The sequence below is a fragment of the Candidatus Paracaedimonas acanthamoebae genome, from assembly GCA_017307065.1.
Taxonomy (GTDB): domain Bacteria; phylum Pseudomonadota; class Alphaproteobacteria; order Caedimonadales; family Caedimonadaceae; genus Paracaedimonas; species Paracaedimonas acanthamoebae_A.
The window spans coordinates 41,845-64,094 of the sequence record JAFKGL010000016.1 but is presented as its reverse complement, the minus strand read 5'-3'; the positions used below and the strand labels follow the sequence as shown (position 1 = coordinate 64,094).

At 37.1% G+C, this 22,250-nt stretch carries 18 protein-coding genes; 8 read left to right on the top strand and 10 right to left on the bottom strand.

The genetic code is table 11. The annotated features are described in order from the left end of the window. Window positions 1–21: 21 nt before the first annotated feature. On the bottom strand, window positions 22–270 hold the full coding sequence (locus tag J0H12_04160) for a hypothetical protein (GenBank protein MBN9413098.1): 249 nt from the start codon (window positions 268–270) through the stop codon (window positions 22–24). Window positions 271–1,447: 1,177 nt separating this feature from the next. Here J0H12_04160 and J0H12_04155 point away from each other — a divergent pair. Further along, entirely contained in the window at window positions 1,448–1,726 is a 279-nt protein-coding gene (locus tag J0H12_04155; protein ID MBN9413097.1) for a metal-sensing transcriptional repressor, read from the top strand. A gap of 5 nt (window positions 1,727–1,731) precedes the next feature. Here the strand turns inward: J0H12_04155 and J0H12_04150 are convergent, their stop codons facing one another. Beyond that, entirely contained in the window at window positions 1,732–2,004 is a 273-nt protein-coding gene (locus J0H12_04150) for a metal/formaldehyde-sensitive transcriptional repressor (protein ID MBN9413096.1), read from the bottom strand. Between the two features lie 434 nt (window positions 2,005–2,438). On the opposite strand from J0H12_04150, the gene J0H12_04145 reads away from it, so the two are divergent. Continuing rightward, window positions 2,439–5,948 carry a pyridoxal phosphate-dependent aminotransferase gene (locus tag J0H12_04145; GenBank protein ID MBN9413095.1) on the top strand — a complete coding sequence of 1,170 codons (3,510 nt, stop codon included), beginning with the start codon at window positions 2,439–2,441 and terminating at the stop codon, window positions 5,946–5,948. Between the two features lie 41 nt (window positions 5,949–5,989). After that, a complete protein-coding gene (locus J0H12_04140) occupies window positions 5,990–7,798 on the top strand; it encodes a hypothetical protein (protein ID MBN9413094.1) in 1,809 nt (602 codons plus the stop codon). A gap of 261 nt (window positions 7,799–8,059) precedes the next feature. On the opposite strand, the gene J0H12_04135 is transcribed toward J0H12_04140, so the two are convergent. Beyond that, on the bottom strand, window positions 8,060–8,266 hold the full coding sequence (locus J0H12_04135; protein MBN9413093.1) for a hypothetical protein: 207 nt from the start codon (window positions 8,264–8,266) through the stop codon (window positions 8,060–8,062). Between the two features lie 153 nt (window positions 8,267–8,419). Between J0H12_04135 and J0H12_04130 the strand changes: the two genes are divergently transcribed. Further along, window positions 8,420–10,510 carry a hypothetical protein gene (locus J0H12_04130; GenBank protein ID MBN9413092.1) on the top strand — a complete coding sequence of 697 codons (2,091 nt, stop codon included), beginning with the start codon at window positions 8,420–8,422 and terminating at the stop codon, window positions 10,508–10,510. After that, window positions 10,497–10,928, top strand: coding sequence for a hypothetical protein (locus tag J0H12_04125; protein MBN9413091.1), 432 nt, complete (start codon window positions 10,497–10,499; stop codon window positions 10,926–10,928). Before J0H12_04130 ends, J0H12_04125 begins: the two co-directional genes overlap by 14 nt. A gap of 139 nt (window positions 10,929–11,067) precedes the next feature. Here the strand turns inward: J0H12_04125 and J0H12_04120 are convergent, their stop codons facing one another. Then, a complete protein-coding gene (locus J0H12_04120; GenBank protein MBN9413090.1) occupies window positions 11,068–12,732 on the bottom strand; it encodes a type IV secretion system DNA-binding domain-containing protein in 1,665 nt (554 codons plus the stop codon). 54 nt (window positions 12,733–12,786) lie between these two features. On the opposite strand from J0H12_04120, the gene J0H12_04115 reads away from it, so the two are divergent. Beyond that, window positions 12,787–13,371, top strand: coding sequence for a hypothetical protein (locus tag J0H12_04115; protein ID MBN9413089.1), 585 nt, complete (start codon window positions 12,787–12,789; stop codon window positions 13,369–13,371). On the opposite strand, the gene J0H12_04110 is transcribed toward J0H12_04115, so the two are convergent. The 3 genes from J0H12_04110 to J0H12_04100 are packed head-to-tail and all read right to left on the bottom strand — an operon-like array spanning window position 13,340 to window position 18,309. Then, complete coding sequence (locus J0H12_04110; protein MBN9413088.1) at window positions 13,340–16,129, bottom strand: conjugal transfer protein TraG N-terminal domain-containing protein; 2,790 nt, start codon at window positions 16,127–16,129, stop codon at window positions 13,340–13,342. The genes J0H12_04115 and J0H12_04110 overlap by 32 nt on opposite strands. Before the next feature lie 6 nt (window positions 16,130–16,135). After that, window positions 16,136–17,527 (bottom strand): conjugal transfer protein TraH, encoded by a 1,392-nt coding sequence (locus J0H12_04105; GenBank protein MBN9413087.1) that lies wholly within the window; start codon window positions 17,525–17,527, stop codon window positions 16,136–16,138. Beyond that, the gene (locus tag J0H12_04100) at window positions 17,524–18,309 is read right to left on the bottom strand and encodes a conjugal transfer protein TraF (GenBank protein ID MBN9413086.1); all 786 of its coding nucleotides are present in this window, start codon (window positions 18,307–18,309) and stop codon (window positions 17,524–17,526) included. The genes J0H12_04105 and J0H12_04100 overlap by 4 nt, the downstream gene beginning before the upstream one ends. 34 nt (window positions 18,310–18,343) lie before the next feature. Here J0H12_04100 and J0H12_04095 point away from each other — a divergent pair, with 34 nt between their 5' ends. Then, complete coding sequence (locus J0H12_04095; GenBank protein MBN9413085.1) at window positions 18,344–18,574, top strand: ribbon-helix-helix protein, CopG family; 231 nt, start codon at window positions 18,344–18,346, stop codon at window positions 18,572–18,574. Continuing rightward, the gene (locus tag J0H12_04090; protein MBN9413084.1) at window positions 18,561–18,839 is read left to right on the top strand and encodes a type II toxin-antitoxin system RelE/ParE family toxin; all 279 of its coding nucleotides are present in this window, start codon (window positions 18,561–18,563) and stop codon (window positions 18,837–18,839) included. The genes J0H12_04095 and J0H12_04090 overlap by 14 nt, the downstream gene beginning before the upstream one ends. Before the next feature lie 5 nt (window positions 18,840–18,844). Here J0H12_04090 and J0H12_04085 read toward each other — a convergent pair whose 3' ends face one another. Genes J0H12_04085 through J0H12_04075 form a run of 3 tightly spaced genes read right to left on the bottom strand, consistent with a single transcriptional unit; the run spans window position 18,845 to window position 22,130 of the window. Then, the gene (locus tag J0H12_04085) at window positions 18,845–20,653 is read right to left on the bottom strand and encodes a conjugal transfer protein TraN (protein ID MBN9413083.1); all 1,809 of its coding nucleotides are present in this window, start codon (window positions 20,651–20,653) and stop codon (window positions 18,845–18,847) included. Then, on the bottom strand, window positions 20,650–21,165 hold the full coding sequence (trbC, locus tag J0H12_04080) for a type-F conjugative transfer system pilin assembly protein TrbC (protein ID MBN9413082.1): 516 nt from the start codon (window positions 21,163–21,165) through the stop codon (window positions 20,650–20,652). The genes J0H12_04085 and trbC overlap by 4 nt, the downstream gene beginning before the upstream one ends. Next, window positions 21,150–22,130 (bottom strand): TraU family protein, encoded by a 981-nt coding sequence (locus J0H12_04075; protein ID MBN9413081.1) that lies wholly within the window; start codon window positions 22,128–22,130, stop codon window positions 21,150–21,152. Before J0H12_04075 ends, trbC begins: the two co-directional genes overlap by 16 nt. Between the last annotated feature and the right edge of the window lie 120 nt (window positions 22,131–22,250).

Here is a 22,250-nt window from a genome sequence, read left to right as displayed (position 1 = left end):
CAAGAAAGCATCTATATAGATTTAATGATGAGTACTGGTATTATGAGCAGAACTCAGATCCATCTGATCATGCAGCTTTTTATGGATGTGCTCTATTAAGGCTGATACATTTTCTTTTTTGTCATCTTGTTGATGTAATTGTTGATGCAAGACCTCAAGAGGAGTTAAAGTGGTAGGTGTCCTGTTAATTTCTTGAAGATGATGTATTGTCCAATGTTGCCCATAGAGTTGTTGAAGTTGATCATACTCATCTGTATTATTTGTTGCCAAAGCTATATTATAAGAACAGAAAAAATGAAGAAAAAGAAAATTTATCATAGCGTTTATAGAGGAATGAATGTGCAACCTATTTAAGAGATACGCCATAATAAAATAACCCTTTGTTTATGAAATATATTTTCACTATATATCACAAATAAACTGATATGTGAATATTTTTATTAAAATTAATATTTCGCTTATTGTTTAATCATTAGTTTTTAAAAGTAATTATTGGATTTTGATCTCATTACATATACTTAACAGCTAAGAAATTAAATTTAATTTCTTAAGAAGTACCCATGTGACTAAATAAGATATTAACATCACTATAAGAGATAGGATTACACTCGTATAAAACCCAATGTTATTTTTAAGGAAATAGGGAAATACTAAAAAAAATGGTAGAGTGGATAGAACAAACCAAAAGGTACTATAAGAAAAATTTATAATGGGGGTGACTTCATTTGTTTCACTATAAATCCAAAAAATGCTTATGAGAGAGATTAAAGGTAAGGCATTAATAAGACCCCCAATTGTGTTATTAATTTTAGTTATCTCAGTAATTATTGTTATTAAAATAGCTGAGACTAAAATTTTTAAAACATACAGCATATTGTTGGTCCGCTCTTTATATTAAACCATGATAATCAATAATGATCATACTTCATTCATTCATAATAGTTAATAAGTTAAAAATTCTCTAAAATTAAAGGTTTAGAGGTTTGTTACATAGTACAAACCTACAAGCACATAATAAGAGTTATAAACTTTACAAACAAAAAAGATAAACTCTATCCATTGAAGGTTCTTATCCAGGTGGACATGTTAATTGTGCAAATTATAATAACTAATTTTTGAAATTATGTACGAAAATGGAGACTTAAAAATGAGAAAATATTTTTTAAAAACAGCACTATGCATAACAATTTAATGTCAAAATTATATTGTTATAAGGTCTGAGATAATAGAGGTAAGCATAAAGAAACATGCACTTAGATCCATAATTTTTAGGTTAATAAAGACTTTGAAAAAGATAAGTGGTAACTTATTTCGCGTTACCACTATCTATCCTCAAGTTAAGCTTTGTGAGATACATTAAATTAATGGGATGGATAGTATTAAATACATATCTTTATATTCAAAATACGGCTAAGGTCCCTAACCTGGTGCTCTTAAAGGAGAGTTTATGACAAAAGAACATCTACATCACACTCATCCAGAAGTTATCAAAAGACTTCGACGTGCTCAGGGACATCTTAGATCTACAATAGAACACCTTGAAGAAGGTCGTTCTTGTACAGATCTTGCCCAACAATTACATGCTGTTGAAAAAGCAATAGCAAATGCAAAAAAACTACTGATTCATGACCATATTGATCATTGCCTCGAACATTCGTCTGATACTTCTCCAAAAGCTATGCAGGCAATGATTACAGAATTTAAGCATATTTCTAAATATTTATAAATAAACTAACGCAGATATGATTTTATGGCCTCAATAAGCTCTTCTTTAGCGTGTACAATATCTGTTTCATGAGAAGAATCACGAATATGGTTGCGAATATGATCTTCTATAACTTCTGACATCAATCCATTTGTTGCACCACGAATTGCAGCAACTAAATGAAGAATTTCTGTGCATCCTTTTTCAACTTCTAAAGCGCGTTCAATTGCTTCAATTTGACCTTTAATGCGACGTACACGATTCAAAATTTTTTTCTTTTTCAGTATGATATGGCTCATCATTTCTCCAATAAATTCTATACCATGATAATATAGGTAGGTATATTATATCAATGGTTAAGTATTGATTTAAATCAATAGGTTGAGTAATTTTTTTCAAAATATTAAAAATTTATAATTAAAAAATATTGAAATTTTTTCTTGATATATAGTATACCCCCCTATATTATTTTAGAAAGTTAGAATTGGTAAACGACATAACTACTGTTCAATTGTCGTAGGAATAGGCATATTGACACATCATATCCACCAGGATAGGATAGTGGTTATGAAATAACATAAATGTAAAATTAAAATTTATAAATTGAGACTAAAGATAATTCCTCGGAATAACTATTCTATAAATTAGCGTCTCAAAGAATCAATAAAGTTTCTCAAAAGAGAACCATTCGAATGTATGCAAAATTAATTAAATTTTATTTGGAGGAATATAAATGTATTTTAATTGGAAAATAATGAAGCGATTAGATTTATCATCGATAATAAAAATAATCACGATTAGTTGTGTCTTAATTACATTAGGGCTTGTTTTTATTACTGAAAAAACTCATTCTCTTGTTATAGAAAATCCAAATACTTCTAATAGTGATTTTTTTAGTAAAAGTTCGTCAGAAATTAGCGCAAAGAATAAAATTATTATCGTGATTAATGGCAATCTGGAGGAAAGTTCTTTCCTTAAGATGCTAAAAAAACAAAAGTTTTTTCTTATTAATGTGGTGACATCTGATCCGAGAATGAAGAATAAAAAACCAGTTAGTTATTACGACAAAGTTATAGTTCATGATAAAATACATGAGATACTAAAATCTTTAAGGTTTTTAATTCAAGAGAAAGGATTTAGTTTAAGTGAGGTATATGCTTCTCAGCAAAATGATGCAGAATTAGCAGACATCATTAAAGAAGCCTTTAGCAAGCAGTTCAATGGAAAAGAATTTCGAAAACTAAGTAGCAATAAGCTTATCGCTATTAATCAACTTACAAAATCTTTAAAAAATGATTTTGAGAATAGATATCTTTCAGTAGATGAGTTTACAAAAGAAATTACTAAACAATTTTTCCCTTGTACTGTTAAAGTTTTAACTTCCCAACAAACTCTAGCAACTTATTTTATAAAAAAATCTTCTGACATTAATTCAATATTACCTGAGATAAAAAGTTATGAAGCATCTAGCGTTAAACTCTGGATTCAGCCATACCGTGAGAATCTATATCGCTTACAAATAGTTAGTTTTAATAATAAAGTTACACCCTTGGCACTATGGCATGAAAAAATTAATATTAATGAGAATAAAGTAAAAAATGATACTTCTAGTTTAGTTAATTTTAAAGATTTTACAAATATTTCTGAAGATAAACTATTGGAATTATCTCAGAAATTGGCAAAGGATATACATTTAAGTCATGGTATAGCTGAATTTGTCTTAGCATTTCATAAAAACCAAATGGAGATTGTCGATTGTAATTTAGCCTTGCCGAACCTCAATCAAATGGAAGTTATGGAAAGAGTAATAGGTTACAGTCCGTTATCATTTTATCTACACCAAGTTATTGCAGGGACTGAACTTCCTTTATCAAAAAAGGACTTCAAAAATATTATTAGAGTTAATGTTTTTCTCAATAATAAAAATGACTTATTGAAACTAAGCACAATACCAACCTTTTATCGCTATTATTCTGCAAATCGAGGAATAGAAAATACTCCATTAGTAGGAGAAATTTACTTGATACATGCAGATAAAAATTTGGTTGTTGCTTCTTGTATGGCTATCAAAAATACAGAAAAATTATTGTCAAACTCAATGTTTTTATCTCATTCGGCAAATAATATTGTTAATTTTTATCGAGAAGCAACAATGAAGCAAACAGCAAAAGGTGCCTTAATAGAACAAAAGAAAAATCAAGACCTCGAGTCAGAACAAGTACTAGAAAATCTGCACCATGAAAGCCAACATATTCCAAGATATGTAAAACCTCTAGGTAACAATGCTAGCATACAAGATATTATGAAATATTATATTGATATATATGATCTTTATATTCTTCATGGTAAAGCTCCTGGTACAAAAGTTACTCCTATGAATACGGGGAATCCTGCATTTTTACCTTTCCCACCAATTGTTAAAGCTTTACGTGAAAGCTTAGATAAAAATTTGCTAACTTATGCGCGTTATAATATGCAAGTTCCAACCACAGATTTTGTTGCTAAATTAAACCGTTATTGTCAAGAAGAGCGAATTTTAGTTCCAAATCAGAAATTGCAAACGAATAATGCTGTAATAGGGCATGGTAGTACTAATTTATATTATCTAGCTCTCAAATCAATTATCAAAAATAAAGGAGATATTGTATTAGTCACGCGACCCACTTATGGATTGTTTATCGATCCGATTTATACTGCAGGTGGTGAGGTAGGATTTATCGATATTGAAGAAAAAGATAGTTGGAAAGTACACCCAGAAAAATTACATAAAACAATCCATTTTTATAATGAAAGAGCATTCAATAATTATATATTGATAACTTTTCTTAAAGAATATGAAAAATTTCTTCATGCAATAAAAGTATTTAATTTGGATAAAGAAAATATTCCTTCTATGCCCAATATTGAAGGTATAACAGATCTAAAAACTTTTGATCAGTATCTAGAAAAGCTCAATACTTTTATTGATAATATATCAGATCCATTGGTGAATAAAGATGAATTAAAGTTCTCTTTTTCTCCTCGAGTTAGAGCTTTTTATCATATGAATCCCCATAATCCAACAGGTGCTGTTTATACTAAGGAAGATTTAAAAGAAATTGCTGCAATGATTCAAGATCATCCAGGAATATATGTTATAGATGATTTGGCTCACTGGGGAGTTTTGTATGAAAAAGTTGTACCAGCAACGATGGGATCAGTAAATGGAATGTTTGAAAAAACTTTGACACTTATGAGTTTATCAAAATCGTATTGTGTGCCGGGTTTGCGAACTGGCGTTGCAATAGGAAATCCAGAAATAATTAGTGAGATGCAATATCGATTGCTGAACTCTAGTTCGAGTGCGTCTCTTCCTGCTATGATCGCACTTGATGCTGTTTATAGTGCTTCTAAAAAAGAAAGGGATGATTATCTAGAATCTAATAGTCAAGAATACCTTTTTAGGCGAGATTTAATGAAAGTTCTTGTTGATGGTATTCAACAGGCAAACTTAACTGAAGGACAAAAAATAAAAGTCTATCAGTTAATTCTTGAGAACGAGTATAAAACAGGAAAGTCATTTGATAAAAAATTATTAAACCTAGTTCTCTCTGGTATTCCTCTTGTGAGAACTTTAACAAAGCCCAAGGGGTGTTTCTTTCACCTCTTAGATATTTCAAAGTTAATTGGTGCGAAAATAAAAGATAGTGCACCTTTCCAAACTGCAACAGATGTTAGAAATGCTATTTATAGCATGTGTAATATTGATATGGTCCCTGGAGAAATCAGTGGTAATTTCTTTAATTATTCACTGAGAATGAGTTTCTCTTTAACCCCTGAACAAATTTATAATGCTTGTAAGAGTATCAATCTATTTATTGGGAACTATATTATTAAGTATAATCCGTCTATTATAAAAAAATATTATCCTTCCTTAGAAGGAAAAAAAATAGAAGCATTGGATGAATCTATTTTAAATAAGGCTCTTATAAGATTTTATTTAGACCAATTACTAAAAAAGCTTATAATAGAGTATACTCAAATCACCGCCCTTAAGACTAAGCAAGATAGCTCAAAATCACTGTGGGTTGAAAAACAAATAACTGCAATAAAAAAACTTATGGAGGTAATATTAGGATCTTCTTCTAATAAAAGCATACATAATGGTATTTATAGCTATATAGAGAAAAATAAAAATTGGTTACCGAAGTATCATCCTGAATTTGAAAAATTAATTAATTGTATTCAAAAATTAAAGGATTAAGTGGAGTTATTCATAAATGGAAAGGATTTTCTTTTAAGCAGATGGTAAATATTTTTACAATTTTTCGTTTTATTATTGCTTTTTGCTTATTGGAAAATCCTATTTATGCAACAGATGAGGAAATTGAATTAAAAAATTTATCTCATATGTTTGTATCTAACAAGGATATAGAAGATGAAGACCTTGCAATAGTTCCTTTGGAGCCCCTTAATGATGTCGAAGACAATGTTGAACTTGAAAACTTACCTCTTATATTGTCTTCTTCAAAATCTTTTCCAGAATACAGAGAAGTTACTAATGAAGGTGCACCACTTAAACTTATATCTGTCATAAGAGAAGAGGAAGAGTTTGTAGACTTAGATTCTATATTATCATCTCCTATATCTCTAACTGGATGTGTGGAAACCTGGCTAGACAATGAAATTGTTAACAAAAAAGATCCTCTTAGCAAGTGTACAAACAGGGGGCTATTTGCCTTTGGATCTATAAGCGCTATAGCTAGAGGGTCAGTGTATTTTATCTTAGGATACAAGCTTTCAGAACATTATCTTGTTATCTCTTTAAAATCTCCCGGAAACCATATTCTCTCAACTATATATGCCTCTGCATCTAGTGTCCCTATGACGTTACTAGGGGTAGCCTCAAGTCAGAAATTTATGAAATATTTAATCTCACCGGCTCCTCAGAGTTTTCTTGAGATAAAAAAAGATGAATCAAGATTTGAGAAAACTTTAAGAATATCAAAGAATACTTTTCTTGTAGGAGCCTCAGCTTGTTCTGCCTCTATCTTAACTTATATTGCGTATGATAATTTTTATCCATTAATAGGATGGGGGTGGCTAATACCTGGCTTACCTACATTTTATTTAAGGACACTTATAGATTATTATGCAATGGAACAATTGAGGTCAGTAGCTTATGAAGATTTTATTTCGGGTCCTAAAAACAAAAAACTTTATGAATTAGAACCAGAAAGTCGGGGAGCGAATATCCATGAAGTTAGAAATTTACTTAATAAATCAAGAAAATTTGTACGCGCTTTAAATTTTAAACAAGCAAAAATTCTTGCAGATATTATTAATAATGCGGGGGAAGATGTTTCTAAAAAAATAAATGCTTTTACAAATCCTGAACTTTTTATAACAGATGAAGTTCGTATTAAAGAAACAAGCCGATTTAGAGATGTTGTAGGGTATATAGGAGGAGCAGTAGCCGTTTGTGGAATGTATCTTTATTATAATGGCACAAAAGCTGCTTTTAGTTTTACTCAACCTTTATTTAATTTAACGACAGAGCAAACTAATTATACGACAGCTGCTTTTGCTATTTTTTCTCTTGCAACAGCTTCTTCATTAAGTGCAATTGCTGCTCATAGTAGTTTTCAAAAATTTTATGATGTAGCTTCTATTGGTTTGACAAAAGCGTATAAGAAATTTTCCTTGTTTTTCTTTGGATCTGAGGATGAACCTTCATCTGTTTCTCCCCCACCTATGTCAAAGGAAGACAGAGATCTTATGATAAAGCGAACAGGAGTGGCAAGCTTAGCTTTTTTACTCGCTTGTTGTGATGCTGGTACACTTTACGAACTTGCAGTTCAACAATCATTAAGTATGAATGATTTTGGAAATGTACTTGCTTTAGTTTCTTCCTCTGTTTCTCTTTTTACAATGTCCTTTTGGGCCGTTGATGAAGCTTTAATGTATTATGTAAGAGGGGGTGATCCTAAAGCGACTATTTTAAGCTTAATAGATAAAGTGGATAACACGCTTTCTTCAATGAATGATTCTGCCTTAAAAGCATTAAAAGATCTTTTAAGAAAAAATCATGATCTTGCCTTGGAAGAAATTTAAATAAAAAAGAAGAAGGGGCTTAGGAGCTTCTTTAGGATTTTTTAGTCCAGGAAGGAACAATCCTCAATGAGCTAAGTGAAGGTGCTTATCATGAGTTACTGCATTTTGAGAGACAATCAAAATGCTTTAAGAAAGCGCAATATTATAATAAGAGGAGATGGTACATTCTTCTTTTCATATAAACACCGCCTTGAGACTACAATTTCAGTTAATACTTCACAAATAAACATTAATTTATTATAATAAATATCTGAGTAAATCTTATACTAAATTAATTGTGTCTTGAATCTCAGATGAAAGTGGTTTCTCTATTACTTTAATGTCAAATACTTTTGTGCTTCCTTGAGGAACTTGTTGATAAGGCATCTTTAGCTTAGTAATCGGATAATTGCCTAGAAGTTTGATATAAGTCTCAAGGTCTCTTAAATTTTGGGTCTTTGTGGGGATCATAATAGGCTTGGTGCGCATTGTTGATTTAAGGACACCTCATCTCTTCTTGTATAATGCAACCCATGGCATAAATAAATGCCCATTCAGATATTTTTGACAAATAAACATTGAATTTATTGTGCTAATTTTTGTATTATACATTTACACATCTACTGACTAGGACCTATCAAAATGCAACTAAATTTCTCCCTCAAGAAAGTTTCAACTTCTTTTATTATAGTAACTTTAATTACTATAATAAGTAGCTCATTTAATTCTTATGCTTCAGAAGAGAAGCCTACTAGCAAAAAACGCCTTATATCACAAGTAGAAGATACTGACGAGCCTGAAGCAAAGAGATTAAAATTAAATCAAGAACTTAAAAAGGAAGAAGGGTTAAAAGATGCCTTCTATATCTTTAATGTCGGACAAGGCAATTCTCAACTTGCCATTTATGCAGAAGGGTTAGAAGAACCTTTTGGGGTTCTTTACGATTGTGGAACTTCTGCTCAAACGGTCAGTGATAAGATTTTAAAATTTCAGTCAGCTAATAAAAAGAAGAAACCATTCTTAGTTAGAAAAAATTTAGGTAGCCAACCAGAAGAGCTTGTACTTTCTGGTAACACTGCTATTTCAACTGCAGAAGCTAAGGATAAAGAAACCCCGCCTATAGAAGAAAAACATAGCCCCCACTCAGGGGGAAGTTCGCCAAGCTCACAAGGAAGCTTAAGTAATGAGGCAAAAATAGAGAAACGGACAACTTCCATCACAACAGGCATAAGAGCTGAGTTACAAAAAATTAAAAACCTCTTTGTGATTCTATCTCATCCGGATAAAGACCACATTAATTTATTAGAAGAATCTTTGCCAAATACCTTAAACGTCTTATTCATTCTTTGCGGCAACTTCTTTATGGAAAGTGAAAGTGACGATCTTAAAACAGATGTCGGAAATTTATTCTCCTGTATAGAAAAAAGGAAAAGAACAAGTAGTAGAGAGACATACGTTACTCTTCCTTATTTTTGGACGTCAAAATTTATCAATCCTTATTCTAGTCTACGATACCACGCTGTTGAAAGCTATGTGAGTTCTTATTCATCATTACCTCTTCCACAGGATATTGATCGGCATATCCCAGAAGCTTATCAAGGAGATTTCTCAGCATTTTTAACAAGAATGATAGACGTGAAACGTCAAGAAGGTCTAGAGGATAAAACAAAGGAGAGCAATTCTCCCTTTTATACACAATATATAGAAAAACCTCATTTAAAAGATATTTATCTATGGTCGATGAATCATATTTCGGATGATATCAATAATCATTCGGCTGTTATTTCTTTTCGGATGCCAAATTTAGAAAAGACATTTATTTGCACAGGTGATGCCGGACCTGAAGTTTTTCAAAAGATTCAAAAGAAGGTCATCAAGAAAAGTTTACAGCAAGATGACACTTCTATGGAGCTTATAACGCCACAAGAAGGTATGAGGCACTTTATAGATGCCCAGTTGCAAGGGAAAATCAATTCAGCTCCTTATATTATTTTATTGATGTTGCCTCATCACGGGGCCAAAGGAAATTTTTCCCTTCCCATGCTTGATTTATTTATGCCACATATTCTGGGTATTTCTGCAGGGGCAGGATCAATGTATAATCATCCTAATACCATTTTAATTGAAGGGTACCAAAAAGAATATAAAAAAGCCCCCCACCTTTTAGAAAGACAAAAAAAATTCTGGGAACAATATAAGGCCAAAATAATGCATTATTATGTTACTTTTAGGGATAAAAATAAACCTCATCCGGAGGATCCTACAAAAACAATAAAAGTACAAACAGCAAGGTTACAGGAGCTAGAGAAAGAAGAACTTCCAATCCTTGCAACGGGGATCGCAGGCACAATTTACGTTGATAAAGACAGCTATTATGCCCAGTACATAAGTTACTTCCAATATGAAGAAAGATCTTATAAAATCAAATTTAAGAAATCTGCTTTTGAACATGACCGTAGTTTAGGGCAACTTATGGAAGGAGCAGAGATCCAAGGAAGCTCAAAAGTAAATTTGCCAGATAACATCCAAAAAATAAAATATAGCGGTGTAGAGTTTATAAGGAAGAAAAAACACATCTTTGATAAAGGAATATTTTTGTCTCCTGATGCTAAACAGTTATTACTACCTTTGGGAATAAAGTATAGTGACGGGAAAAAGGATAAAATTGTTTGGAAGTTTTATTTAGGCTATCAAATTATCGAAGAAGGAGAAAGTTCAAATGAAAAAATGTAAGTTATTATTTATCTTTCTTACACTGTTCTCTATTGAAGCATGGGGTGGACTGTTAGAAATTTCAGATGGCGAAATGCTTAATAAGAATTTTGGTCGAATACTAGATAATTTAGAGGACTTCTATAGCGTAAATGCTGCTCAAATTAGAATTCTTAATGAAGAGAAATTTTACCAAAATATTATGGCTCCTTCAAGTCGAGCTCAAAAAGCACTTATAGAGATAAGATCAAATGAGAAGGCAAGCATTACAGAGAATTATAGTAAGAAGCCTCGCAAATTAAAGGCTCACCTTCTCGAGCTTAAAACCTATTTTGAGACACTCGAGATTGAGGATAAACCTGAGCTAAAACAGCAAGTTACTCAAATCTTAACCTATACAAAAGGCCTACTCTTAATTCTTAAAGCGATATGGCGATAATAAGCTAGAAAGGACTTCCCAGGCAGCTCTTTAGAATCAATATAAGTCAAAACTTTAACAATAAGGTTATGTTCACAATTGTACTATTTTTAATAAGGCATAGCTTTATGATTTTTAAAGCTCTGGTTTTTGATCTCTCTTATTGGTTAGCCGTATCAAATGATTTTATCTTCTCTGAAGGGAAAGATTGGTAATTCATTTTAAGCTTAGTAATAGGGTAATTACCTGGAAGCCTGATGTAAGCCTCAAGGTCTTTAAGGTTCTGGATCTCTGTGGGAATGACAATGGACTTGGTGTGGGTTTGTTGATTTAAGGATACACCATCTCTGATAGTATTCGCGCCATAGGAGAGATTCTCAACAATTTCTGTTTCATCCTTCTCGCCCAACACTTTTGAAATCCAGCTTGTTGTCTGGGGATCTGTGCTTCTGAAGAAGATAAAGGTGTTAAAGAGATCCAAGATGGCTTGTGAGCCTGCTGTTCCATAAAGATCACTGATCTGAGGCATGCCTTGAATTCCTGCCATAATGCATCCCCCATACTTTCTGAGTTCTGCAAGCGCTAAAGGAAGCGATGGCAAGTGTTGAAGGGCAGGGAGCTCGTCAATCATGAACCAGAGCCTTGTTTGTTGGTCAGGGGGGAGGGACATGACCGCATTAAAGGCGACCTCAAGCCAACAAGAGATTAAGGGCTTTAAGGTCTCTCGTTGGTCTGGTCTTGCTGTAATAAAAAGCCAATTGTTCTGCTCTTCTTCTTGAACCCATTTCCTCAAGGAGAAATTCTTATTCTGGTCACTCAAATATTTTAAGCTTTTAATCTGCACAGCCAGGTTTGAGCGAACAGAAAGCGTCATTTTCTCGCCTTCTTTACTTGTATAAGAGGCCGCTTCTGTTTCTTTAAAGAAGCTCTCAAACTCATTAAGTTCTGCTGTGACTAAAATTCTATGCAATTCATGAATACTATGATCCTTAAGGCTATCCAATTTTTGCATAGCTGTTGAGAAGAGGGAACGAGAAGCATTATCCCAAAAGCGGTCTGAAACATACTTTTGTTGAGGAATCAACCCTGAGGCAAGCATATCGTAATGGCTTACAAGAGTACAATCTGCCCAAGGGTTCCAATTCACTGATCTCATGTCAAAAGGATTTAGAATTAAGTCCCCTTTTTGGTAAAAGCGAGAAATATATTGCCCTGTTAAATCAACAATAATGGCTCTGTTTTCTCTTCTCCTAACCTGCGGCACCAGAATATTAAAACAATTGGATTTTCCTGAGCCTGTTGTTCCTGTGATAAGAATGTGAGAAGTTTCCTTATCATTAATAAGAGGGAGCTTTCCTATTTTAAGATCTGAAGCTTGCCTTTTAAATTTAATCAACCATTTGAGCTTAAAAGGGCTGAGAGCTTTATTTCCTCGATTGTGTTTCTTCTGCCTTTGTCTTGTCCCCATCACAAGCCAAGAAAGCAGTATCAAACTGAAAGAGACCAAGAAAGCCTTAAGACCTTTGGATAGGTTTTTCTCTAAAATAGAGTTTACCTTTGCAACTCTTTTTAAGACTTGAGGCAGGCGATGAGGGGTTGTCTTATCCTCAATCACAAAGAGAAGAAAAGGATTCAGCTCATGAGTATAATACTTAACGTAGCTCTGCCAATAGGTTTTAGGGACTTCGTTATAAGTCTTGTTTGAGTAGAAGACAAAACTAACTAACAATGAGCATAAAAGGCTTACTTTCAGCACCTGTCGCAGCATACTGATAAAGTGAATATTTGTTTGCCCCCCACGGGTTATATTATGCACCAAGCCCATTTACTTCCATTCTCCTTTCTTGTTTACTAGTATAAGTTGAGATAGAGCTAGATCATGAAAACCAAAATTAAGATGGATGTCCTTGAGCAACGTTTCTTTATCTGCTTGTTTGCAGCTATTTTTGCATTTTTCTGGTATGTTGCGTGGGGGAGAGGAATCTATGACTTTTTGACCAGCTATATTGTAATTGCTCTTCTTCTTGATCAACTCTCGCGCTTTATTAAACCTACCCCTATGAGTAAAAAGGAGCTTTTGAAACAGCATAAAGTTACTCAAGCACAGCTTAATAAGTATGTTCAATCGAAGCGAAACTACAGGCTCTTTGCTGTAAGTGTTGCAAGTCTTGTAGGAGGCATCGCCTTTGCCTTTGGTGGTACCTTTAGTTCTATCTTTGCCATAACTTGTGCCTTGATATGGTGTTTGTATCCTCTTTATCGAATTCGTTTGCTCAAAATTCCTGCGCCACAAATAAAGCTGGAAATTCGCAGGCAAGCTCCTACAGCTAATTTTCTTGATAGTTTTTACGATGAACTCAATCCAGGCAACAGTTTGGCTTGGAATTCTGGACAAAGTGATAGGATGCATGAGCTTATGAATTCTGCAAGTTCTACGACTTCTCATTCAAGGAATCTCCATTGACTGATTTTCTGACTTCTTCAAGGGACTTAATTTGCTGGCCTTGTTCCTTGTAAATCTTTCGAGAAAGGTCATTACCAAAGCTTAAAATGTTATCTTCTCCTTGTTGAATGATCTGCTGTTTGTCAGCAAGAGTGCTGACCACTGAACCTAGGTGTGTAATCTCTTTTTCAATCTCGTTTTCTTTCTGCTTATAGTCCTTGAAGCCAGAGTCTTTGATGCCGCTGTGGATTTCGGAATAATGATTGCCAAGATGATCAGGCTTGGGTGTTGAGGCTGAATACTGTTGGTAAGCTTTTGTTACATCTTCAACTGAGTTAATGGCGATATGATCAAAATAGTTATCAAGGGCTGCTTGCCTTTCTTCCAGAAACTTTCTTTGGTAAGCTCTGTTCATGAGAGAATCGTTAAGGGCTATGTGCTTGGCTTGATGGGTTCCCATAGGCCCAGGCGTTCCCATATAACTTTGTTGAGGAAGCCATTCCATGTACTCCTGATTGACAGCATCAGTAATGGCCCACCCGTGTTGCGAAGCTGTTGAGGCTGATTCCGTAAAGGATTTTGAACGAGTCAAGGAAGCACTAGCTTCAACTCTATATTGCTCTGCCCTGTCTAAAGATGAGGAGATATTTTCTGCATACCTCTGCCCCACGTCATCACTGATGCTCCCTCTTAAGTCACGAGCAGCCTGCCGTACAGTATTGAAGTCTTCTCTAAGATTGTTCTGGTGTACAAAGTTCTCTGCTTTTAGATAAAGGGCTGATTTTCCAGTCTTACTTGAGACATCCCCTCTAACCCCTATTGAAGCATTAATATTTGCCTTCTTAAATCCAACAGAGCCAGAGATCCCTGCTGCTGCTTCAGCAAGAAATTGTGATGCTTTGTCATAACTTAGACCAGTTTGATTCACAAAGCTCTGTGTCTTATCATGGATATGAGAGAGACTTTTACCCAAACTTCCTTGCATGGTATTAGAATACCCCGTTGCTAGGTTCTTGTTTGTCGCTTGATGGCGCGCAAGATCAATCATGTCTCGATAGGCTTTCGCTTCTTGCTGGCTTGCAGCCACTATAGAATTATGAGCAGCAGTCTCTGAGCGGGCTGCTTGCCTCTGAAACATCGATTGCATGCTCTCAGAAATATTCATATTGCTCGCAAGGGAAGAAATCTTCTCATCCATAATTTGAGCACCATCTGCTGTTGTAATTTCTTGAATACGCCCATCATTTTGCGTGAAAGCGCCTGAATGCCAGCTTCCTGAAAGCATGTGCTGGTTCATATTTGTATTGTTTGCTTGCACTGTTCCTAAGGAGACGTTCCCTAAAGAATAATTTCCTGAGGTGAGTTCATCACCTGCTCTTGAGGCCACACTTTGAGACACACCTCCTAAGTGAGTGGCAAGGGTGTTAAAGGCGGAAACACCTCCCTTAACTAACGCCCCTGCTAAGAACGGAATGCTGATGGCAGCCCAGCCTGCCATGGCAGAGAGATCCGCATGAAAGTCAATCAATCCTACAGAATTGGCAATAGTGACCCCATGTCCTTCAGGCAGGGCTGATAAGGAGAGACTTTGAGATCTGCCATAAACCGTCATGATCATATTAAGTACCGCATAAAGCGGTGCCCAACATTGAATCCAGACAACAAGCTCAAGCCAGGCTTTAAAGACCTTCCAGCCCCAAGGCATTAAGACTAAGGGAAAGACCACAAGGAAAGCGACATAAATAATCGCCTCAAGCAAGATCTTCATGACAGGCAAAGTGTCTGCCGCAAGTTCTCCTAAGGACGTATTTGTATTTCTTTGTTGAAGATAAGCTTTCCGAAGGGCCACATTGGGCGCATTGCCTAAGGCCACAGATTTATTCTCAATGCCATCTAAGACAGAGTGGATCATAATTTGTTGTTTAATAATCTCTTGCGCATTTTTAGCTGAATTAATCAGGTAGCTAAAAGAAATGGGGAGATACTTATAGATCTCAGCTTTAAAATTGATGGGAGCATTATCTCCCGTTCTAAAGAGCTTTTTGCCAAAGAAAGCAGCTGTTTTATAAGTTTCAATTTCAAAGAGTTTGTCAAGCTTTTCAGCACCAACCTTGCAGGTGACAATCTCACTCTTCTTCCCCACTTCTTGCCAGAGAAAAGCCCTCACTGGAGAGGGTTCTTTGGTGACGAGCCCCCAAATATCCTCTGAATTCTTAAGATCTTGAAACGTATATTTACGCCCCAAGAGCGCGTCATAAACGACACATTGGGTGACAAACCCCCTCATATTCTCAGCAACGTTTTCATCCACGATATGGAAGATTTTTGCGTTTTTAAGGAGGTTGCTGGCAAACACAGCGCCTGTCTTATGGTACTTGAGGTCATCAGGAAGGGAGAAAACTTGCTCAATCTTTTCTGTAATTTCTTGTCCTATTTGGCTGAAGAGACCTGCCACAAACCCAAGGCCAAAGGGGACATTGGCAACCACATACTCTTTTCTGCCGACAAGGTTATCAATAATATGTACCTTGGTTGTAGGCGTTAAGACTACAAAGAGCATCACAATAAAAGGAATAAAGAAGGACCTAATGATCTCCATTTGATCACGCCAGAGGGTTTGCACGATCGCCACCAAAAGACCTGTCATGGCGCCAATCCTCACAAAGGGGTTGAACAAGATTCCTTTATGTCCCTCAGCGCCGCTGATGAGAGAGGCAATGCCATTAAAGATCAAAGAGAAGATCTCACCACCGCCTAGGGTGTAAATTGTTGTTTCCATGACGTGTTATCTCTTTCCTTGGGTGACCATTGAAGCTGTACTGAAGAGCTGAGCTTCAAGAACCGAGGTTTTTTCAATGAGCGAGAGGATTGATTGAAGCTGATGAACAACGCTTGATCTTCGCTGAACTACGCGCTCTCTCACTTTGTGGATGCCATCCAGAAGCCTTTTAATGTGAGAGTCATCGACTTGAACGGTTCTCAAGTCATCTAAATTGATAGTGACAATATCAAGCACTTCAAGGAGATATTGGGACAAAAGATCATAAGCAATGAGGCGAGAATAATCCCGAATATCAATTGGAGATTTCCCTCTTTGATAAGCGGTTGTGACATTCAATATTTTATAAATCGGAAGGGTGGTTGAATTAAGAAAAGCGAGCTCTTCTTTTGTAAGCGGTTCATCCATGTAGACTTTATTGACCATAGAGTCCAATATGCTATGAACCTTTGTCTCTAAAGGCGTTGAGACACTCACTTGCGCAGCATAGGGATTTAAGCATTTCTCCTTATCATCACATTTCCAGATCTTGGCTTGTCCCCCTTGAAGGAGAGCATTAATCAAGTCTCCATGATCAGCCAAAGAAGGAAGGACAGACACTGTAAGAGGAGATTTGTCACCACTTCCTGTTTTTCGAGCAATTAAGCTTCCAGAGAGCGTCATAAAGAACTCTACCATCTCTTGATCTTTGATCAGGAAAGAATTTTTCTGTATGGCTTTCCAGGCTAGGTTATACTCCCCCACAACCATGTTTTTATAGGCAACTAAATCTTCTTTATTACCCGTTGCAGGAGGGTTAGAAAGAAGTGAATCTCTTTGACCCCCAGCCCCACATCCCTGACGGGAAGCTGCCCAATCTGAAAACACCCCAAGGTTACTGCCCATGGAAGAGCACAAATGTTTGCTTGACGCATCCCCCCTTGGCCACAACGCTCCTAAGGTGGTGGCTGTGACCTCGCAGGTGTTGATGTTGGTTTGATTGATCTTCTGCGCCACGGCATTAAGTTCATTGATTGTGTTATAGATTTGAGACGAGACCGTCTGCATTAACAGCATAAAAGCATAACTTGGCATGCTGGCCCCAATCGCTCTTAAAGCACTTAAATATTCTTGAACCTTAATAAAGCTTAAGCCGCCTAAATGGAGATCAATCCCGCCACACCCTGCGCGGTAAGAGGGCAAGTGAAGGGAGAGAGGTTGGATGTTTTTAGAAGAGTTTCGGATAAAAACACCCCCACCTGTATAGTATCCTGCGGCTTGATCTTGATAGACAGAAGCATTTGTTGAATTGGTCGCAGATCCCATGCTCTTAAAGAAGTCTTCAAGATCCGAGTTAATCCCAGCATGCGCTGGAATAAAGCTTATTAGGAGGAAAGAAAGTAAAAAGAGTTTTTTCATGATTTACCTACTAAAGTCATAATGCGGGTTTCCATTTCATCTTCTGACGAGATGCCGTAACTGATGGGAAGGATTTGTTGGGTTTTAGGATTCACAGCAATCAAGGCAGGTACATGGGTGATCGAGAGTCTTTCTGCTATGCCATTATCAAGAAGGGGCTTGGGATACTCTTTGAGCTTACCCCCATCAAGACTCACAGCTTTCACGACCCAGTCATATTTAGCGGCAAAGCGCTTCACGATCGGCGCAAAGGTATGACAATAAGGGCAATCGCCCTTAAAGAAGAAAAAGAAGCCATAAGCATGAGAGAGAGCCTTCAGCTTTTGTCTTTTAATTTTATTTTCTTCATCAATGTACGTATGTCGTCCTATTTGGTTAATAGGATAAGTAGAGGTAAAATCAAGGTGGGAGTTGAGGTAAATGGATTGCATCCAGCGCTCTGCAAAGAGCTGACCTCTCTCCATCAAATCTTTCTGCAATTCCTGATACGCTTTCACATTCTCAAGAGTTGGAAAAAAGATGGCAAGATGAAGACGGCGTTCTAGCTCTTTTTGATAAAGCTTTAATAGTTGTGTGGGAGTTAAGGACTGATGAGACTGATGTTCAACCTTCTTCTTGTCTTCTTCGTTCTTTCTTTCTGAAAGCTTACGGTCTTGATACCAGTGCCAGCCTTCAGCGCGCCTTTTATAAAATGAGTCTTCTGCAAGAAGAGGGCTGATCCATAGTAAGGCGAGACAAATTAATACAGCACTCATAAAAGTTGCGTTAAACTTGTTAAACATGTTATACTTATTAAATAATGAGAGGAGATTTATCATGCTGGGCGTTCGACTCCCTGAAGATTTAGAGAAGCGTCTTGATCAGCTGGCCAAAGAGACACACAGGTCCAAGAGCTATTATATAAAACGAGCGCTTGAAGAATTTCTGCAAGATCAAGCAGATTATTTGCTCGCCCTTGCGCGCTATGAAAAAGTCCGACAAGGTGAGAGGACTTATTCCGTGGAAGAGATCGAAGCTCACCTTGAGAGAGAGAATGACAAGCACTAAATGGGAGCTGCGGTTTCAAAAGGAGGCTCAAAAAGAGTTCCTGAAGCTTGATCCCCCCATCCAACGGCGCATCTTGCAATATTTTAAAGAAAGAATCCTGGTATCTTCTAATCCGAGAACATATGGTAAAGCATTGACAGGGAACCTGCAGGAGTTCTGGCGCTATCGCGTTGGGGACTATCGTGTCATCTGTAAAATTGAAGATGAGGAGATCATTATTACTGTTGTGATGATAGGCCATCGGCGAGAGGTGTATGATGAATAGCATCTTTAAAGTTCCCGCTCTGGCTTTTTGTCTTTAGGAACCGAGAGTTCCTTCTGGATCAACTTAATTTGCGTGTCGATGTTTTGAAGGAGATTAGGTCTTTGGTTGACATAAGAAGAAAGGTCTTTTTCCTGATAGCGGCTCATGAGTTCTTGGTTGATTTCACTGAGATCAAGCTTAGAGAAATCAATTTGGGAAATTTCCTCTTTTGTGAGGCCACGACACGTTGGGTTTTTAGGTGATCCCCAACCGAGGCCAATCTGAGGGCGTCCTTGCTCATGGATAATTCGTGAAAGCTTGGAATGGAAACAACAGTAAGAGAATTGCTTCTTAAGACAAATCCCCGTTAATTTCTCTTTTTCTTTACAAAAAGAACCAATATATACACAAAGGTTCTTGCTTTTGCGCTCCGCTAGTCTTTCATCATTAGCATCACAATCTGCCAGCTTTAAAGAAACACCCCAGCCTTTGCCCCCCTTACAGCAATCCCTGAAGTTGGCAAGATTCTTTTTACAATGGTCATGATCACCCCCAAAGATTTCTGGCTTTTTGGCTCTTAAGTCTTCTTGGATTTTCCTAAATACTTCTAATTTTGAGATGGCATCGAGCATCTCGGTGTTAGGGGCATAACTAGGGGTGAAACAATTTCCCGTGATGCAATAAGGGGCTTTTCCCCCTTTGAGTCGAGTGACCTTAAGTTTCCTTGTTTGAGGACATTTAAAGGTTTGCTCGTACTTAATACAAATCTTGTTAATATATTCTAAACAGTGTGATCCGACCTGCATGCAGCCACGAGTTCTTAAAGCATCACAATTATTTTTGGCCTGTGGAAGGCAGGAATAAGTTTTTCGTCTTTGCCACCAGTCTCGCGTTACAGCCAGACCATTAAAGACCCTTGTCTCAGGCCCTTGGGTGATTTCCATCGTCTCATAAGAACACACTTCCTTATCAGAGTTAGCCTCTAGGAACTGGCACCCATCTTGAATCGTCTCAACAACATCCTTTTCAGTTGCAAGAGGCTGGTAGACAATATCAAAAGTGGCATAATAATAATTAATCCAAAACCAGCCCCCATTGCTGGTTGTAACATTTAGGATATTATTAGAAAAAGAGGTGTACCATTGAGGATTGGTATGCGTCACACTGATAATGGTGCCTAAAGAAGAGGGAAAAGGATTTTCAATCCGTGTCCATGCTGCGTATCCACCCCCATTATTCATTGTAGAGCTGTCATATTTTTGTCCTGTAATGACATTTCGCGAGAGCCCACCTGACCACCCATGAGAATAAACAGTCATCGTAAGAGGGTACGTTTGGGTAGGAGGTGTATTGACGATGACATTCCGATCTTCAAGGCAGCTTTGCTCAAAAGGATCTCTAGCCTCTTCACATTTAACTTCTTCATAAATCTCTTCCTCTGCGTCTTCCACCACTTGATGAGGCTCTTCTGCTAAGATTTTTATGGGATTTTTAAGGAGGGCTTCGGACTCAACAATTAAAGGATCATGGAGAGGATCAATCTTAATGCTGGTATCTTTATGGGTGTGAAGATTGTAAATGTGGCTTGCATGATCATCATGAATGGCATGAGATTCAGCTTGCTTAAGCGCGCTGTCATCAAGCTTTGAAGCCGCAACACCATCTTTATATTCTGGAATATCCTTTTTAAGGTTTATACTTGCAGGATTCAAAGACGTGCTCTGACTCTCAACTTTAAGTTTCTCTGCATGAGAAGTTCCTTCCTTGGCCTTTTCATCCATTTCAGACGCCCATAAGGAAGATACCACCATGATAAGACTCAAGAGGCATTTCATGCTTGGCCCCCTTTGAGCTTCTCAAGCAAAAGAGCAACACTTTTGATCTCGCCTTCTTGAGCGACCTTCTCAAGAACAAATCGTAAACTGACATTGCCCATAAGGCGGTCATAAGGTGGGTGTTCGTCCTTAAGATCGCCTTCAAAGATGATAAAGGTGGGGACAGAAGTAACATTATACTTCTCAAAGAGGGTTGGATCGAGAAGAACCCCTGTCTCCAATTTTTGAAGAGCCATGGCAGTCTCTTTAAAACTATTATTAATAAGGCCTCTGATCACTAAAGCACCACCAACCTTTTTAAGGTCAATTGCCAAATGTTTTATCGTTGCTTGAGGCATAGAAAAGGAAGCAAAGACCAAAACTGTCGGAAGTTTTTCTTCTTGGGGAGCACTTAGCTTTTGAACAGGGCAGGTTTTGGGATGCTCTTGGCTCGTGGGACAGAGAGCCATAAGTTTGTTGGTTAAGGATAAGCTCAGCACGAGATATAATGGTAATCTTAAAGCAAGCAGCAATTTCTCTTTCTCCATATTAAATAGCCAAAATCCTCACCGCGGGTGGGAAACTCTCGTCCTGAACTATAGGTGACTTCCGTGCGTCCTAAAGGGTAACAACCCTTATGGGTTGCTGGGATGGGATATGTCATTTGTGTTTTGTATTGGGACTTTTTAATGATGGGCATGGGGTACTTTCCACAAAGGCCAGAGCTGCCCATGTATCCCCATAAAAGGCCAAAGCGATGAAGGCGAGCTATAAACCGTTGAGTGGCGAGGAGGGAGGCTTGCACACCCCCTACATGATGAGTGATTGTGCCCCCAAAAGGATAAAGGCTTCCTTGACATCCCCCACACCAGAAGAACAAATCATTGGGAAATCCAGCGGATGCTGCAACACAATCGGCAGCGCATGCGGCTTGTGCCATAGGATTTCCAAAAAAGACAGCTTCAGGATTAGTGAGAAAGCCCAATTCATCATCATTCCAGGTGGGATCGACTTCTGTGATCCATAAAAGATCAAAAGAAGCTTTCTCTAAACAGACAAAATCAATCAAAAGCTCCAGCCACCAAATCACAGGGTACACATACCAGTGCACATTATAAAAACTATGCTTAAGACCGCCCAAAACACTTGATTTAGTGGCGTTGCCGCCTCGGTGCGTCATACCTGAACTTCCAATCTGGACTCCCCCCATATTGACCAGGCAATAAGGCGTTCTTGTGACATCCACGAGCCTCACAGGCTCCCAGAAAGAAATTGGAATTCCGACCCTTGGCACAGGGGTTGAGCAATAGCAGACAAAATCTCTGGGGTTAGGGGTGTCTTCCCCACTTCTCATCAGGTTAATGCCGCCCAACGTGATAGGAAAGATACACGACCAGCAAATATCGGTTATAGGATTCACAAACCGTCCATGACAGGCAGCACGCCCCTCAAAGGTAAAAGCAGCCCAGCAGCAAAGGAAGAAGGTGAGCTTACGCATAGGCTACTTGCCTTCCTCTTTTGTTGAGCCTTTACTCCCTTCTTGCTCTTTAAGCTTCTTATTGAGCGCCTCAATGTGTCTTAATTCAAAACTTGATTGCAGGTCTTTGATAAGAAGGTG